The organism is Mariniflexile jejuense (assembly GCF_042675665.1).
In the GTDB taxonomy this organism is placed as follows: Bacteria; Bacteroidota; Bacteroidia; order Flavobacteriales; family Flavobacteriaceae; genus Mariniflexile; species Mariniflexile jejuense.
Map to the genome: position 1 here is coordinate 531,927 of NZ_JBHTJI010000001.1, position 16,593 is coordinate 548,519.

General features: G+C 29.9%; 15 protein-coding genes. All 15 read right to left on the bottom strand.

Annotated features, from left to right (window positions below; all coding sequences use genetic code 11):
* Positions 1-6: 6 nt before the first annotated feature.
* A complete protein-coding gene (locus tag ACFQ1R_RS02340) occupies positions 7-1,488 on the bottom strand; it encodes an O-antigen ligase family protein (protein WP_379924502.1) in 1,482 nt (493 codons plus the stop codon).
* 2 nt (positions 1,489-1,490) lie between these two features.
* Positions 1,491-2,876, bottom strand: coding sequence for a lipopolysaccharide biosynthesis protein (locus ACFQ1R_RS02345; protein WP_379924503.1), 1,386 nt, complete (start codon positions 2,874-2,876; stop codon positions 1,491-1,493).
* 11 nt (positions 2,877-2,887) lie between these two features.
* A complete protein-coding gene (locus tag ACFQ1R_RS02350) occupies positions 2,888-5,266 on the bottom strand; it encodes an exopolysaccharide transport family protein (RefSeq protein WP_379924504.1) in 2,379 nt (792 codons plus the stop codon).
* Between the two features lie 4 nt (positions 5,267-5,270).
* The gene (locus ACFQ1R_RS02355) at positions 5,271-6,020 is read right to left on the bottom strand and encodes a TolC family protein (RefSeq protein ID WP_379924505.1); all 750 of its coding nucleotides are present in this window, start codon (positions 6,018-6,020) and stop codon (positions 5,271-5,273) included.
* A 27-nt stretch (positions 6,021-6,047) separates the two neighbouring features.
* Positions 6,048-7,250, bottom strand: a complete 1,203-nt coding sequence (locus ACFQ1R_RS02360; protein WP_379924506.1) for a sugar transferase — start codon at positions 7,248-7,250, stop codon at positions 6,048-6,050.
* A 30-nt stretch (positions 7,251-7,280) separates the two neighbouring features.
* The gene (locus tag ACFQ1R_RS02365; RefSeq protein ID WP_379924507.1) at positions 7,281-7,667 is read right to left on the bottom strand and encodes a response regulator; all 387 of its coding nucleotides are present in this window, start codon (positions 7,665-7,667) and stop codon (positions 7,281-7,283) included.
* Positions 7,668-7,830: 163 nt separating this feature from the next.
* Positions 7,831-8,769, bottom strand: a complete 939-nt coding sequence (locus ACFQ1R_RS02370) for a UDP-glucuronic acid decarboxylase family protein (RefSeq protein ID WP_379924508.1) — start codon at positions 8,767-8,769, stop codon at positions 7,831-7,833.
* 7 nt (positions 8,770-8,776) lie between these two features.
* Positions 8,777-10,126 carry a UDP-glucose dehydrogenase family protein gene (locus tag ACFQ1R_RS02375; protein WP_379924509.1) on the bottom strand — a complete coding sequence of 450 codons (1,350 nt, stop codon included), beginning with the start codon at positions 10,124-10,126 and terminating at the stop codon, positions 8,777-8,779.
* Positions 10,127-10,354: 228 nt separating this feature from the next.
* On the bottom strand, positions 10,355-11,065 hold the full coding sequence (locus ACFQ1R_RS02380; protein WP_379924510.1) for a LytR/AlgR family response regulator transcription factor: 711 nt from the start codon (positions 11,063-11,065) through the stop codon (positions 10,355-10,357).
* Entirely contained in the window at positions 11,065-11,391 is a 327-nt protein-coding gene (locus ACFQ1R_RS02385; RefSeq protein ID WP_379924511.1) for an Hpt domain-containing protein, read from the bottom strand. Before ACFQ1R_RS02385 ends, ACFQ1R_RS02380 begins: the two co-directional genes overlap by 1 nt.
* Positions 11,388-12,437: a sensor histidine kinase gene (locus ACFQ1R_RS02390; protein ID WP_379924512.1), complete on the bottom strand. Its 1,050-nt coding sequence runs from the start codon at positions 12,435-12,437 to the stop codon at positions 11,388-11,390. The genes ACFQ1R_RS02385 and ACFQ1R_RS02390 overlap by 4 nt, the downstream gene beginning before the upstream one ends.
* Entirely contained in the window at positions 12,437-13,570 is a 1,134-nt protein-coding gene (locus tag ACFQ1R_RS02395) for an FIST signal transduction protein (RefSeq protein WP_379924513.1), read from the bottom strand. Before ACFQ1R_RS02395 ends, ACFQ1R_RS02390 begins: the two co-directional genes overlap by 1 nt.
* Positions 13,571-13,576: 6 nt before the next feature.
* Positions 13,577-15,553: a PAS domain-containing sensor histidine kinase gene (locus ACFQ1R_RS02400; protein WP_379924514.1), complete on the bottom strand. Its 1,977-nt coding sequence runs from the start codon at positions 15,551-15,553 to the stop codon at positions 13,577-13,579.
* Positions 15,554-15,555: 2 nt separating this feature from the next.
* Complete coding sequence (locus ACFQ1R_RS02405) at positions 15,556-16,095, bottom strand: heme NO-binding domain-containing protein (RefSeq protein ID WP_379924515.1); 540 nt, start codon at positions 16,093-16,095, stop codon at positions 15,556-15,558.
* On the bottom strand, positions 16,095-16,508 hold the full coding sequence (locus ACFQ1R_RS02410) for a response regulator (RefSeq protein ID WP_379924516.1): 414 nt from the start codon (positions 16,506-16,508) through the stop codon (positions 16,095-16,097). Before ACFQ1R_RS02410 ends, ACFQ1R_RS02405 begins: the two co-directional genes overlap by 1 nt.
* Positions 16,509-16,593: the final 85 nt, after the last annotated feature.

Sequence of the window (16,593 nt, forward strand, 5' to 3'; positions counted from 1 at the left end):
AATATTTTATAATTTGACTAATTCCAGTTCTTTGTCTTTAATTTCCTTTTCAAATACTTCAGTATTTAAAACAATGGCCATGGTAGCGTAAATTAATAAAGCAGTTGGCATTTGCCCTAAAACAGCATTTCCATAGGAAGCAACCATAATTCCCGCCATACCGCCTATTAAAGCTGAAATTTTATATTTTAAAAAGGTATCTTTAATTTTAAACATTACTATAAGGCTAGCCTTAGCCATCACATAAAAAAGGATGCCCAAATGCAGTAACAAGCCAATAATTCCTTGTTCTACCCATATTAAAACATACCAACTATCTGTTGCTACATTTGATAAAAACGCATGAGGTAAATATTTTTGTGCTTTTGTACCACCATGTCCAATACCTCCGCCAAATGGTCTAGACGCTAAATAATTTTTAAGGATTTTTTGATTATCAAGTCTAACTTGCAAAGAAGCATCATTAGGGTCAAAAGCAGTACGCATTCTTCGAATTTGTGCATTTCCTTGCCCTATAGAAGTGAATTTAAAAAAAATAAAAACGATTACTAAAAATGCAATACCAACGCTAAGTACTTTTATGTTTTTACTTAAAACAAAATAGGTCATAAACCCTGCAATAGGAACACTTAAAGCGCCTCGGGTTCCAGAAATAACCATCCCATAAATTCCTAAAAGCCCCACAAAAATGAAAAATAATTTAGAGGCATATTTTGTATGGGACATGGCGTAAATTAAAAATACAACTCCTGTATATCCTTGGTTGGCCCCAAATTGTCCGGCATCACTATAGAATGAAAACACTCTTAGTTTTCCAAATAAAATATGAGTTTTGTAACTACCTTCATTTAACCATTCCTGTTCTGCAAAATCCACACCCATCGTCATTTGCATAATGCCTTTTAACGTGCCTAGAATTGAAAAAAAAGCCCAAACATAAAAGAAATAATCTAACCTCTTTTGAGTGTTAATAAACATGAGGGTAAGTGGCACAAATAAGAATGGATAAAAGGCAATACCTCTACCTGAAACCCATGCTGCTACGCTTCTTGCTTCTGGATTGGCTAACTGGAAAATCGAATATCCAAACCATATAATTACCAATAAAGTAATATCTTTTTTGGTAGGTGTCCAATCTATTCGTGTTCTAAACTTATTCATAAATAAGGCCAAATAAGTAAGCACAAGTATGCCATCAATACCAAAACCTAATGGTAAACCTTTTACATACCTGCCAACGCCTAGTAGTATAAAATTTAAGGCAATGGCTGTATAAAAACCAATAATTGGAAAACAAAATAGATAATATATGTAAACGCCTCCAAAAACAAGGGCTAATATTAAACCAACACCAATTATTTGTAATTTTGCAACTATTACGGCCACAATAAAAACTAAACCTAAAAGCAACACTAAACCAATAGGTCTTGAAATATTCAAGGAACCTGAGTAATTTTCAAAAGGGTTTATGTTATTACTTTCACCCATAATTAAATATTGTTTTCAAACTTCACAAACCGCTCGTAGCGCTTATGAGTTATTTTATTGAAAAGTGATAAGTAAAATTTTAAACCAGATTTGAATATTTCTTTATAGGAAATTAACACTTCTTTATTGAAGAAATACATGCCCATCCAAATACCTAAAATGGTAAATAAAATGGATGCTATAGCAACAAGAATTAAGGATTTAAATATAAAAATAGCTACCAAATCGCCAATTACATTAGCAATAACCATAACAAATACTTTTAAAGCATTTATTTTTGGTTTATTAATACTATCAAGTGCAATACCTGTCATTCTATCAATAGGCAATAATAATCCGTAAATTGAAAAAACACGTACAATATCAACCACGTTAAAACCTGTTATGGGATCGGTTACAAGGTATTGGCTACCGCTTATTAGTAGCACAAAAAATTCAGCAAAAACAAATGTGAATATGCTAATACCAATAAATAGATAGGTTAAAGCACCCGAATAACTATAAAACAAGTCTTTAACTTCTTCTATCTTATTTTGAACACTGGCCTTTGACATTTTTGGAAATGCAGTTGCAGCAAAACTACGTAGTGGTATTTGCTGTAATTCGGTAAGTTTCAAAGGAATGCTGTAAAGTGCTACTGCAGCACTTCCTAATGGGCTTAAACTTATAATTAATGTATCAACACTTCTTAATAAGTTAGTTCCAATTAGTGTGAATGTGGTATATTTACCAAAATGTAATAATGTTTTGTTAGTTTCACTGCTAGCTTTTCGTATAAGGAGAATACCATCCCACCCCAATACAAAACTCATTAAAGATGTAATTGCATTAATAATAAGTAAGGCAATAACTAGTTGTGTTAGTGTTAAATCTAACATTATAAAATTTATAAGAATCACTAAAAAAAAGAAACCACTATTTATGGATTTTAGTGCTAAAATTTGAGCGTATTTTCTATCGGCTTGCAATACAACTAATGCTATATTCCAAGGTAGATTTAAAAAAGCTAGTAATGGATACCAAGTAAAGAAAATATTATAACCTGAATTTCTAATGGCATCTGGAAATAACATTTTACAAGCAATAAGAATAACAGCAACAAAAATGGTAGCACCTAAACTTATTAATGCATTTGAACCTATAAGTTTTACCCTTGAAACCGTATCGGCACCCGATAAATATCTAATTAATCCTGTATTTGTAATGCCAAAACGAAACATTTCAACAAACGATCCAGCGGCAACAAATAAAACCCATTCGCCAAACACCTGTATTGATAGGGTTCTTGCCAATAATGCAAAGCCACCAATGCCCAATATAGCAATAACTAGGTTTCCTGTTAATGACAGGAAGTTATCTTCCCGAGCTATTTTTTTGAGCATTTTCATTTATTCTTTTTTTAAATTTGGTTTTTAGAGAAAAATTGAAACTTAAACATCTCTTTTATTTTTTTTCTAAGCTTGCTTCTTTTTTTAGGTAAATCTCCCAAAACAAATTCAACCTCATTTATATTAACACCATTAACTAAAATGTTTATTTTGGAACCACATGTTTTTCTTAAATTACTAATGGCCGTTTCGTCGGCATCAGACCACACTCGGTTAGAACGACTAACAAGAATATTCAAATCTGCATTTACAAATAATTCGGCAGGATAATTATTAAAAATAATAGCAGGCATTTCTATTAGAACAAAATCTGGTTTAAAATCCAAGGTTATATTATTTTGCTCTAAAATGTCGGTATAGTTTTTAGCATCAAAAAATTTACTATTCGTGGTGTATGAAAAATATTCCAATTCATCCAAATAACTTGAAACATCTTTCAAGAACGAGTTATCAATATCAATTCGTGGATCTGGATACCCTAAAATTTTATTTATAAATGGGAATTTTCGTTGCTGTTTTAATTCTTTTTGTTTTTCATCATAATTAAGTAGTACTACTTTTTTACCTTCTTCTTTTAAGGTTTTTGCAATATTACCTGCTAAAACGGTTTTACCTTCCATTTTTTGAGTGCTAAAAAATATAATGGTTTTAGGTATTTTCTCAGTATTAGTGATACCAACAAATTGTAAAATATTTTGGGTTACAATTTCAATTAATCTTTTTTGAATAAAACGCAAATCAATGTTTCCCGAATCTAAAATCACTTTAGGTATCATTCCTAAAGCTTCAAAACCTGTTTTTTTACTTGCTTTTATAGAATTTTTAAGGGTATCATCAAAATACTCCATAACCAAAATAATTCCTAATGTTAAAATACCGCCTATAAAAGCAGCTGCAATTATAAGAATTGACCTTTTGGTAGGGTTTGGCGATAATGGATAAAAAGGCGGATCAATGGTTTTTAGGTTTGCCGAAAGTTCGTTGTCTTGCAATTTAAGTTTAGCCAAATTTAAACCATGAAGTAATTCTAAATACCCTTGTTCAGAAACTGAAATTTCACGCTCTATCCTTTTAATTGTTGAACCTGCGGGCGCATAGGTAGCATATTGGTCTTCAAATTTTTTATTTTGCTCGTCCATCACCTCTATTTTTGCTTTCAAATTTTCAGATTCAACAACATTATTCATCCAATCTGGAAGTAGTTTAGATAATGGAACACCGTCTATGGAATTTTGATAACTATATATTTTATCAACACTTTGTTTTATTTCGTTAGTTAAATTATTTTTTTTCTGATTTAATTGGTCTATTCTAGAAATAACCAATTCATTAGTTTTTGAATCTTGTCTGGCTTCGTTAAATGCAATTTCATAATTAATTTCACCAAGAATTTTCTTTTTATTAAGAATTTCACCAGTTTCTTTCTGAATGAATTCTTGAATATTTAACTTTTCTTCTATTCTTTTGGTTGAAGCTTCTGTACCAGCCAATTGTGCCTTTTTGTTGTTATAATCAACACCCATATCCTCTTTAACAACTGCAACTGCTTTACTTTGCTCATAATAATTTATAATTTTATGAGTTTTATTAAATTCTAACAATTTATCTTCTGCTTCCTTTAAACTGTTATTGGCTTGTGCTAATTGGTCTTCAAAGTATTTAACTACAGCATCCGATCTGTTTTCTTTAATATTTTTATAATTTTTTATACAAATCTCATTATATATAGCAAGTGTTTGTTGGCAAATTCCTGGATCGTTAACAGTATAACTCATTTTTATTAAGTCGCTACTATTAATCCTTTGTGCGGTTATGCTTGATAATGCTTTAATGGAATAGTGCTTATCATCTTCATAATTTATTATCTCATAAATAAAATTATCACTACTACTACGCATTAACTTCAATAAATTTTGAACTGTTTTTTCGTAATTGTTTCTATTTATTTCTGGTGGAAGTGGATTATAAACAACTTCGGCACTGTTAATAATGTGATTATTATTTGTTCCTTTTTCTATGTAATTGTAAATATCATTTGGAATTTTTAGCCGTAACTCATCATACAATTCTTTTGAAATATACTTAGGGTTCGCTTCTGGCAACATTAAATGAAGTGCCAATAACCTAACAGCCACTTCTTCTTGAGTTTCTCTGGAATTGATAATGTTAATTAAATTATCAAAAGCTATGTTAGTAGCAAAATAATTAAATGTTTTATCCATTTCTATGGAAGAACCCGTGGCAAGACCTGTATATAACATCGTGCTTGATGAATATTCAAAACTTGGATTTAAGGTAAGTAATAAAACTAAAGTTGCAAGCGTAAATGGCACAAGTATTAAAAGTGCCAAATGCCTTAATATTAACCTAATGAAATCAATTATTTTCATGTATTTAGTTTAGTTCTTGAGAGTCAAATGAAAAACCAGCTAAATCTTCTAGAAGTTGTTTAATGGTTAAAAATTCTGACTTTGCAATTTCATAATCTGCTTCTAAATTTGAAGTAATGCCGCTAATTCGTACGTATTCAGCTGTAGGTACAACGCCATTTCTAAATTCTTTTTCAACCATTTCCATACTCACTTTACCAGCGCCAAAACTTTTGGATTTTATGTGAAGTAGCTTTTGTTTTAATATCAATTCTTGATATAATTTTATTACGGCTTGCCTTATTTCTTCTTCTTGAAATTCTGCCATACTTTTGGCTTCTTCAATTTCTAATTTGGCTAGTTTAACCTGCTTTTTTCTATTTATGGCGTCAAAAATGGGAAACTTAAAATAGAATCCTACACTGTAATTAACTTGCTCTGTTGTTACCAAAGCTGCTGAACTTATTTGCCCATCAGAATCTGTTGAAAAACTGTTAAGGTTACCATATTTTGTTTCTGCTTGTAATCCAAAATTTCTAGTCCAATATATGCGTTCCGAGGCTAAGGTTGCTTCCTTTACTCCAATATGGTGCTTTCTAAAATTAAGCATGCCACTACGTTTCAAAACAGAATCGATAACAGTTTTAAGTGGTGGAAAGGTAACTTCACTACCATTTAAAGAACTATATTCTATCTCTTTAGTTTGCGCTTGAATATTATTAAATAAAGCAACAGTTAAACTAATAATTGAAACTATTTTGTAAAGTTTTATCATTTTTTACTTGAATTATAAACTTAAAATTTAAACAGACCCTTTTTGAAGAAGTGCGGGTATTGTTTTTAAAATTAACTTAATATCATACCAAAATGAAAAATTATCACCTTTAAAATGATCTGCATATTCGTTATCAAGACGCATTCTTTCTTCTTCAGACATTTTTCCACCTTTGCCTCTTAACTCAACTTGCCATAAACCTGTAATTCCTGGTGGTGCCAAAAAACGTTTTGATAAAGCATCGGCTGTAAGCATTTCTGCCTCATAAACTGGTAAGGGTCTATTACCTACTATAGACATGTCACCTTTAATTACATTTATTAATTGTGGTAATTCATCAATACTGGTGTTTCTAATAAATTTTCCAACTTTTGTTACACGCGGGTCATCAACAATTTTTACAAATGTTGAATTATTTTTTGCAGCTTCTCTTTTTTGAACATTAAACCAATAATCGCATATTTGGTGTGTATCTATATACATTAATGGTGAACATGTCTCTCCTTCGGGTAGTTCTGTACATTTTGGACAAGGAGTGTTAAGAGGATTATCTTTAGTTTTGGTTTCTTCTTTTTTGTACTGATTTTTTTCTAATGCCAATTTTTTAAGAAGTTCATCTGATCCTGTTCGCATAGATCTCAATTTATAAAAATCAAATGTTTTTCTGCCAACACGTTTTGAAATGTAATATACTTTTCCTTTAGACTCTAATCTAATTGCTAATATAATAAGTAATAAAAAGGGTGATGCTATTAAAAGTACTAAAGTTGCCACAGTTATATCAAAAACACGTTTTGATATTGGCATTTTATAAACTTCTTGTGTGGTTGATATAAGTTGCCTTTGGCTAACTGGCTTTTTATGTTCACATAAAAAACTTATTCTACTTATAATGTCTTCAAGTTTTGCTGAAGAAGCAATATAATAATCATCAATACGTTTATTAAATGCCTCTTTGTAAGCTTCAACATTAAACTCTTTGGCTAATAAAATAAACGGTATGGTTTGTAATTGATTTTGAGTTTGTAACCAATCGAAAAAAAAGATACCATCATTACCTGCTAAATTATAATCACAAATTATAGCATCGGGTTTAGGGTTAGATTTTAAATGATTAGTTGCTTTAATACTGTTATCAATTTGTAAAATAGACCAATTTTTAGTGTCTTCATCTATCTTAAAAAACGTATTGTTTGTACCAATATATAGGATGTTTAGCTTTGGGGTCATGTTAACATTAATTTAACTGATTGTTTAATTTTACCATTCGATGGCATAATGAATTGGATACAGATTTTTCTTTACAATCTCGTCTAATTCCTCTGGGTTAAACGGTTTAGTAAGATAATCTTGAGCTCCTAATCGGTAACATTTAATTCGTTCTTTACTTTCTGAACGGCCTGATAGCATGATAATTGGTGTGTGTTTTGTAAACCCTCGTTGACGAACTAATGTTAAAAACTGAAACCCATCCATGTTAGACATTTGGATATCGCTTATTATCAAATCTGGTATATTATCGTCTAGCCATTTTAAAGCTTCTACGGCATCGTGAATTGAAATTACTTCATAATCTTTTGAAAGAAAATTTTCAAGCAAAAGACAAATGCTTAATTCATCATCTACAACTAATATTTTTTTCTTCATTTTTTATATTATTAAATTATACAAAAAACACAAAGGTTTGTTTTAATATAAGCACACACCTAAGTATAATTCTGAAAAAAGTGAGAGAAACAGAATTAATTACAAATAAGCAATTTACATTTACTACTTAATGCCTATAAAAATTATGGCAGCTTATTATGTTTTAAATTACGGTTTTAAAGAATGCTATTGTTTTTAATAATCCTTCTTCTAAATTTACCTTTGGTTCCCAATCTAGTTCTTTTTTAGCTAGCGAAATATCTGGCTGCCTTTGCATTGGATCATCGGACGGTAATGGTTTATAAACAATTTTAGATTTAGATCCTGTAAGCTCTATAACTTTTTTGGCTAACTCTAAAATGGTAAACTCTCCTGGGTTACCTATGTTAACTGGCCCAATAAATCCATCTCTAGAATTCATAAGACGTATCATGCCTTCTACCAAGTCATCAACATATTGAAAACTACGTGTTTGGTTTCCTTCACCATATACTGTTATATCTTGGTTTTGTAAAGCCTGAACAATAAAATTGGATACCACACGACCATCGTTTGGATGCATTTTTGGACCGTAAGTATTAAAAATTCTAATAATTTTAATGTTTACATTATTCTGCTTATGATAGTTTAAAAACAACGTTTCTGCCGATCGTTTACCTTCATCATAACAAGCACGTTCACCTATTGGATTTACATGACCCCAATAAGATTCTGGCTGCGGATGTACTAACGGATCACCATAAACTTCGCTGGTTGACGCTTGTAATATTTTTGCATTAACGCGCTTTGCTAATCCCAACATATTTATTGCTCCCATAACCGAAGTTTTCATGGTTTTTATTGGGTTGTATTGATAATGCACTGGCGATGCAGGACATGCTAAGTTGTATATTTCGTCGGTTTCTAAGAAAATAGAAGATGTTACATCATGACGAATTAACTCGAAATAAGGATTTTTTAATAGATGTACTACATTTTCTTTTTGTCCTGTAAAATAATTATCTAAACAATAAACTTCGTTGCCATCGTTTAATAAACGCTCACACAAATGAGAACCTACAAAGCCTGCACCACCAGTAACTAATATTTTTTTTCGTGCCATTATATCTTTAATTTTTTACAAGAACATTTTTATTTTCGGATGTATTTACTCCTATACAGTAGTACTCAAAACCATCTTTTTTCATTTCTTCTTTGTCATAAATATTTCTACCATCAAAAACCGCTGATTTATTTAATAGTTTTTGCATTATTTTAAAGTTTGGAAACTTAAATTCTGGCCATTCGGTTAAAATTGCTAAACAATCGGCATCAATTAAAGCTTCATATTGATCTTCAAAATAAGTAATAGAATCTCCAAAATGATGCTTAGCTTCTTGCATTGCTACAGGATCGTAGGTCTTAACAATAGCACCATGTTCTAATAAATTATTTATGATACTTAATGAAGGAGCTTCACGCATATCATCGGTTTGAGGTTTAAAAGAAAGACCCCAAATACCAATTGTTTTCCCTTTTAAATCACCATCAAAATAGTTATAGATTTTATTGAAAAGTACTAATTTTTGATTTTTGTTTACCGCTTCTACCGCTTGTAACACTTTTAAATCGTAATTATGTTCGCTTGCTGTACGAATTAATGCTTGCACATCTTTAGGAAAACAAGAACCTCCATAACCAATACCTGGATAAATAAATTTAGTACCAATTCTAGAATCAGATCCTATACCCTTACGTACTTTATTAATATCTGCTCCTACAATTTCGCATAAATTGGCAATATCGTTAATAAAACTAATTTTAGTTGCAAGCATTGAATTTGCAGCATATTTAGTCATTTCTGCAGATACAATATCCATAAAAATAATTGGATGCCCATTTAATGTGAAAGGTTTATACAAACTCTTCATTAAATCTTCGGCTCTTGGAGTGTCTAGCCCTACAACAATTCTATCTGGTTTTAAGAAATCGTTTATTGCAGCTCCTTCTTTTAAAAACTCTGGGTTTGATGCCACATCAAATTCAATTGAAGCATTGCGTTTATCAAGCTCTTCTTTAACTGCCTGTCTTACCTTTTTTGAGGTTCCTACAGGTACGGTACTTTTAGTAACAATAAGCATATAATCATTCATATACTTACCACAATCTCTAGCTACTGCTACTACATATTTTAAATCGGCACTTCCATCTTCATCTGGAGGTGTTCCTACAGAGATAAACAGCACCTCGGCACCTTCTAAAGCTTCTTGTATTTTGGTTGTAAAATTTAATCGTCCTTTTTTCATGTTTCTGACGATCATATCTTCTAAACCTGGCTCATAAATAGGAATGATACCATTGTTAAGGTTTTCAATTTTCTTTTGGTCTATATCAACACATGTTACATCTATGCCTACTTCTGAAAAACAGGCACCAGTTACTAGTCCTACATAGCCACTTCCTACAATTACTATTTTCATTATTTTTAGATTTAAGGTTATTTTATCTGAAAATTTAAATAAATATTAATTTATAAAGTAAACGAGAGAAACTAAATTTTACAATTAATATACAGTTTTAATTGTTCAAATGTAATAAAAATAAATTATAAATATCGATGTAATGCAAAATAAATACGTCTAAATGCATTTTTTTTTAAAATTTAATAAATTTTGGAAGGTTTTAACCTACAAATAAAAATAATTTATTTATAAAAGGTTTAATCGTTTTAAAAGTTCGGGTCTAGAAGAGCGACTTACAGGAATAACTTCATTATGTATTAATACACTATTATCCTTTATATCTACAATATTTTTTATATTAATTATGTATGACCGATGTACTTTTAAAAAAATATCTGAAGGCAATTTATCTTGTATCTTCTTTAACGACGAATGTACTATATAATTTGTAGATTTTGTTTTAATATGTATGTAATCTCCTTTTGCCACAACTGTGTAAATACTAGATATATCAATTTTTATTAATCTTCTATCGATATTTACGTAAAGCTCATTATTAAAAATTTCGGTATCATTACCTTTGGGTTTTGTTTCTAATGCTTGACTTATTAGTTGTTGTGTTCTTTCTATTGATTTTTTAAACCGATCTAACATTATTGGTTTTACTAAATAATCAACAATACATGAATATTCAAATGCTTTAAATGCCAAATTTGGGTCGGAAGTTGTAAGAATTATATAAGGAGGATTTGCTATAGTTTGAATAAAATCAAAACCGGTAAAATCGGGCATGTGAATGTCTAAAAAAATAAGGTCTACCTCATTTTGATTTAGATATTTAATAGCCTCAATAGCATTTGAAAATTCTGCAATAACCGTAAAACCTTTGGCATAAGTAATATACTCTGCTATTATGGTTCTTGCAGTTGCTTCATCATCAATAATTATACAATTCATTAATAGTTTAGAGTTTCTAAGAAATCTGTGATTACATTCAAAACAGTTTGAAATTCATCTTTAAGCGACGCATTACTTTCTCTTAAATTGTTTTCGTGTTCTGTTGCAAGCTGATAACTTTTTTCAAGCCCTAAAATACTAATTTTATGTTTAATTTTGTGAACATTTTCTGAAGCAAGTTTAAAATTATTAAGTTTTAAGTTTTGAAAGTATGTTTCCTTTTCTACTGGAAATTCTTTTTTTAATACTGTAAATAACTTTTTTTCAAATGCTTGGTCACCACCAGAAAACTGTTTTAAATACTCTAAATTGGGTTGTTCTGTCATTTTTTTAGTGTAAAATAAAATGTTGTACCTTTACCTGTTTTAGATTCTAACCAAATTTTGCCGCCATATGCTAACACTATTTTTTTAGCAATTGATAACCCAATACCTGTAGCACTTGGATTGTTTTCTAACTTTTGAAATGGTTTAAATATTTTGTCATGATAATCTTTTTCTATGCCTATACCATTGTCTTTTACATAAAATTTCCAATGGTTGGGCTCATCAATAAAACCTAACTCTACCAACCCATTTTCTTTATCAGCATATTTAATTGCATTATCTAACAGGTGATGAAATAATTGTTTTATTCTAAATTTATCTCCTTGAATTATTGGTAAATTATCATGAACTTTTATAGTAACATGACTAGGTTTTACTATAGTTTTTAACAGATCTACCACAATTTCGATAATACTGATAGCACCAATAATTGTTTGATTTTTGTTTATTGTTGAATAATTTAAAATTCCTGTAATTAAATTATCCATTCTTTCAACATTAGCTCTTATTAGGTTTAGGTTTTCGACCGTATTTATTTGCGAATTACCTTCTTGTTCTGGGTTTAACCAAGCTGCCAATGCATCAATACTTCGAAGCGGTGATTTTAAATCATGGGATACCAAATAGGCATAATCGCTTAATTCTTGGTTTTGACTTTCTAATTCTGTTAATAACTTTTCTCTTTGGGCATTCATGCTAATAAGTTCCTGGGTTTGCTTTTCTATAAACTCGGTTAACTTTTCACCATCTAAATTTATAGTTTCGCTTTTTTTAACTCCAGCAATTTCGTCTAGCTTTAAATTTTTAATTAAAGTATTAAGTTTATCTATTAAATTACGTTGTACTTGGGTTTCTTGTTGCAGTTTTTTATTTGTTTCTGATAACTCTTCAGAACTAATCATTAACGCACGTTGTAACATGCCATTTTGGTCGTCAAAATTATTGTATGAATTATTTACAGCATCAATAAAGTTTTTTAAATCTTCACTTGAAACATTTTTAGCAGTTAAAAACTTATTTATTTGATGTTTTAATAACGGATTCATTATTCGCTTATCAAGGTTATTGCCATAGATTGGTTATGTAATTGGCACATGTTTTCTTCATTAAAAGGTGCTATTTCACCATAAGAATAAAATCCGCACATTGGTATAGCGTTGTTTAATACCATTCTAGATTCTTCTACTTCTTCAATAGCACGTTGGTCTAAAACTAGTTTTCTTCCAATACAGCTAACTAATATAGCCAAATCTGGCTTTTGAGATTTGTTTACTAATGCTTGTTTTGTTGCTTCTTCTGATGCTTTTGCTAGACTCTCAACATTTGTCATCATTAACTGTACTTTAGCGTCTACTGGTATATCTCCCGCAAAAATCATAGCATTATGCTCTTCGCTTATATTTAAAATGGTTCGAACATACGAATGGTCTTCATTTTTAGGCGTTACTTTTAAGGGATAATATAATGCCGATAAAGGCAATTGAGCGGATTTTTCTCCTAAATATCTTTTGTACAAATTTAAAGCTGGTTGATGATCTAGTTCGTAAAGAATATTGCCTTTGGCTTTGGTTACAATACGCTCTGGACCAAAAGGTTGCCAACCACCATACACAGATGATGAAGCTTCAAAAGTGGCTCCATAAAATCCTATTGCTACAATTTCACCATCTTTTGGATTTTCATTGTACGCCACCAAAGTTCTTTCAAAACGAGCATCATCGCCACACAAACCTCCTGTTATTAGTACATTATTATCAGAAACCCAATTCATTCCTTTGGTTAATTCACTTCCGTTTACAAAACTGCCGTCGGATATTACTAAAATGTATTTTAGGTGTTCTCCTTTTAATTGGTTAACTAATTTTACGCCAGCATCAAAACTATTTAAGTTGGTTTGCGATAGGTTTATTGTTTTTACTTTAAAGCTACTTTTTTCTAACTCGATAGCTGTTATGGTTATACATTCTGCTTCAATAGTTTGCGAGGTTATATTACCACTTGTTGATGCAAAAACAATATGTCCATCTGGAAAAATAGTTTTTATATTATTGTAAACCGTTGGTTCTTCTAATTGAAATCTATTGCCAAATACTAGAACTAAAGGTTTTTTTAATTTTAGGTTTGGCGTTAAATACTGCCAATTTTTATTTTTATGTTTTACTAACTGTACAATTTTCATTAATTTTTATTTTTTTATAGTAAAAAAGAAGGTTGTACCTATACTTGGTTGGCTTTCTAGCCAAATTGTACCATTGTGTAATTCTACAATTTTTTGAACTATTGATAAGCCAATTCCTGAAGAATCTTTGCGTTTGTTTAGGGATAAAAATACTTTAAATATTTTATCGTGATATTGTTTTTCTATGCCTATACCATTGTCTTGCACAGAAAATTGATAGTAGTTTGTTTGCTCTGTAACGTTAATATTTATAATGCCATTGTCTTTTTCTATAAATTTTATGGCATTACTTATTAAGTTTTGAAATACTTGTTGCAGTTTTGTTTTGTGACCTAAAACAACGGGCAATGTATTTAGTATGTTTATAGTTATATGATTTGGTATAAAAAGCATTTGTTTTAAATCTATAACTAAATCATTGGTATTAACTTCGGTTTTTTCAACTTCATCCGAACCAATACTGGAGTAATCTAAAATATCGGTAATTAGTAGCTCCATTTTTTCTAGTGTGCTTTCTATTAAATTTAGGTTTTGATTAGTGGCATGGTCTAGTTTACCATTGTTATCTTCCTTAATCCAGCTTACAAGTGCATTTATACTACGTAATGGCGACTTTAAATCGTGCGAAACAATATGAGCATATTCCTGTAATTCATTATTACTTTTAGCCAATTCGTTTAATAAACTTTCTTTTTGTTTCTCTAAATTTTTAATGTTGGTTATATCGAAATTTATGCCTATTGAACCTATTACTTTACCATCAATACCGTAATTTGGTGCACCACTTACTAACCAATATCTAATTTCACCGTCTTTTTTTTTAATTTTTAATTCGTATAAATCTGTTCTTCCTTGTTTGCGTTCAATAACTTTTTCATCCATCAACACTTTATCTTCAGCAACAGGCAGTATATCTTTACCTTTTATACCTATAAGTTCGTTGAAGCTATACCCTGTCATTTCTTCAAAACTATGGTTCACCATTAAAATACGATCTTCAAGATCTACTTCAACTAACCCTAGGTTCATATTAGATATTATATTGTAATATTTTTGTTTTTGTACTTCTAGGCGTTTACTATATGTTCTACTTAGTGTTACATCTTTAAAGGTCCAGAAATATCCTTTTGTTTTTTCGCCTATTATTATAGGCATGTAGCTTCTTTCTAATATTTTACCATCAACCATTTCTAGCTCTTCAGCTAAAACTACTTTTTTTTCTTGAATTATATCGTGGGTTCTGTTCAAAAATTTTTTCGAATCTTCAAACAACATGCTGTTATTTTCTATTAATGTTTTACAGTCTTTACCTATAAGCTCATCGGGTTTTACTTTTATGTTAAATAGTTGTGTAAATTTTTTATTTGTAACTATTATTTTTCTGTTTTCATCTTCTAATATTACGGCTTTATCTAAATTAAGTATAAGGGTTGATAATCTGTTTTCAGACTCAATTAGTTTTTCTTCATCTTCTTTTTCTTTGGTAATATCTCGTATAATACCTTGAGATGCAACAGGAATATTATTATCGTAAATAACACTAGCATTTACGTGTATTAGTTTTTCTATATTGGCATTGGTGGTAATTTTTAGCTCAAAGTTGGTTATGCTACCTTTTGTTAACAACATTTTGAAGGATTTAGAAACATGTTCTAAATCTGTAGGACTAACCATGCTCATAAGGTTAAAATCTATTTTATCGTCTTCAAAACCTAAAAGAGTTAAGGCTGCATCATTCATTTTTAAAATATTGCCTTCTAGATCCATTATTAAATAGGCATCGACAATGTTTTCAAAAACACCTTGTAATTGAGAGTCTTTTTGGGTTAATAACAACTCAAGTTCTGTATATGATTTTTCTAGCCTTCTATTAGCTTCGTATAATTCGGCTGCCTTCTTTTCTAGAATAGATTCGGCTACTTTTCTAGCCTCCTTTTCTCTTAATAAGGCACGCTTAAGCATGTCAATTGTATCTTGACTCATATTTAGTTTTGTGATATTATGAACTTAACCTCGGTTCCTTCGTCATTCAACTTTTCAAGCACTATTGTTGCTGTTGTATTAAAGTGTTCGAAAGTTTTATTCATTAAACCTAAACCAAAATGATGCATTGCTCTGCTTGATGTGTATAAAAGTATTAATTTTTTTTTGGTTTTTTTTAAAACTTCAAAAGTAGGTAATTCGGCATCAGGATAAATTTTTAAAACTTCAACATGAATGTGATTTTCTATTGAAGAAAGTAAATCTATTGGATTGTTGTAATATATAAATAGTTGCGAATAATTGGTTTTTAAAACCTCAAAAAAATGTTCGGCATAAACCAATAACAAATCATCTGTTGATATGTTTGTATTTTTACTTAAATTTTGAAGTAATTGAAGCATTTCTGAAAATTGGTAAGTACCTACAGCCGTGTAAGCACCTTGCGATTCTAGCTTTGATTGATTTATAATTTTATCAACCATTTCTAAACCAAATTTAGTTTCAACTAGTTCTAAAAACTCTGTAAAAACAATACCCTTCATTATCCTTTTTTTAATTCGCTAATACTCCAATAATTTAAAAGTTTTTCAATTTTTACAACGTAGTCTTCATATTTTAATGGCTTTAAAATATAACCCGCTATACCAATTTTAAAACATTCCAACAAATCTCTTTGATTGCTAGAAGTTGTTAATATTATGGTAGGTATATATTTTAAAACATCATCATTTTTCAATATTGTTAAAAACTCTATACCATTAATTTTAGGCATATTTAAGTCTAACAAAATAATATCAGGTAAGTCTTCTTTTTTTTCTAAAACTTTTAAAGCTTCCTCACCATTATTAGCTTCAATGATTTTATGATTGAGCTTTAATGTTGAAACTGCTCGGTTTAGTTTCATGATTTCAATCATATCATCCTCTATGAGTAATATATTAAGTACTTTTATCATAACGATAGGTTTAACTTAATAAAAGTAATTAAATATTTATACTTCTAATCTCATTTTTCGGTGATAAGACTAAAAGAGAAGATGA